This window comes from Bradyrhizobium sp. CCBAU 11430, assembly GCF_028128855.1.
In the GTDB taxonomy this organism is placed as follows: Bacteria; Pseudomonadota; Alphaproteobacteria; order Rhizobiales; family Xanthobacteraceae; genus Bradyrhizobium; species Bradyrhizobium ottawaense.
The window spans coordinates 1-809 of record NZ_LBJV01000014.1; the positions used below are offsets into that span (position 1 = coordinate 1).

General features: G+C 65.3%; 1 protein-coding gene. It reads right to left on the reverse strand.

Annotated elements, in window-relative coordinates; all coding sequences use genetic code 11:
* Positions 1 to 809 (reverse strand): IS3 family transposase (locus XI04_RS08105; protein ID WP_271623549.1); only part of this gene is annotated, 809 nt, incomplete at both ends.

Sequence of the window (809 nt, forward strand, 5' to 3'; positions counted from 1 at the left end):
ACGATCGGCGGAGCTGGTCGGGGTTGCGCAGCCGATCGTCCGTTGCGGTGAGGTGGGCGGCGTAGGCCGCGGGGGTCAGGTATTTCAGCGACGAGTGGGGACGCTGGAGATTGTAGTCGGCGACCCAGTTGGCGATCTTGGCGCGGGCGTCATCGAGGTCGAAGAACAGGGTCTCGTTGAGTAGCTCATCGCGCATCCGGCCATTGAAACTCTCGACGAAGCCGTTCTGCATCGGCTTTCCCGGCGTAATGAAGTGCCAATCGATGGCTGCGTCCTTGCACCAAGCGAGCATGGCGTTGCAGGTGAATTCGGTGCCATGGTCAGACACGATCATTCCTGGCTTGCCGCGTCGCTGGACGATTGCCGTCAGTTCGCGGGCCACGCGCCGCCCCGAGACCGACGTCTCCGGAATGGCGCCCAGGCATTCCTTGGTGACGTCGTCGACGATGTTGAGGATGCGAAAGCGTCGGCCATTGGCGAACTGGTCGTGGACGAAGTCCAGCGACCAACGCGCGTTCGGCCTCGCCTCGACCAGGATCGGGGCACGGGTCCCCACGGCCTTGCGGCGAGCCCGCCGTTTGCGGACGGTGAGCCCTTCCTCGCGGTAAAGCCGGTAGATCCGGTTGATCCCCGATGGCTCGCCCTCCCGCCGCAGCAAGACGAACAACCGGCGATAGCCGAAACGCCGCCGCTCGTTGGCGAGATCGCGCAATCGGCCACGCAGAACTGCGTCCGGCGGGCGGCTGGAGCGATAGCGGATCATCTTCCGATCCGCCCCCACAATCGAGCAGGCCCGCCGTTCCGACAGG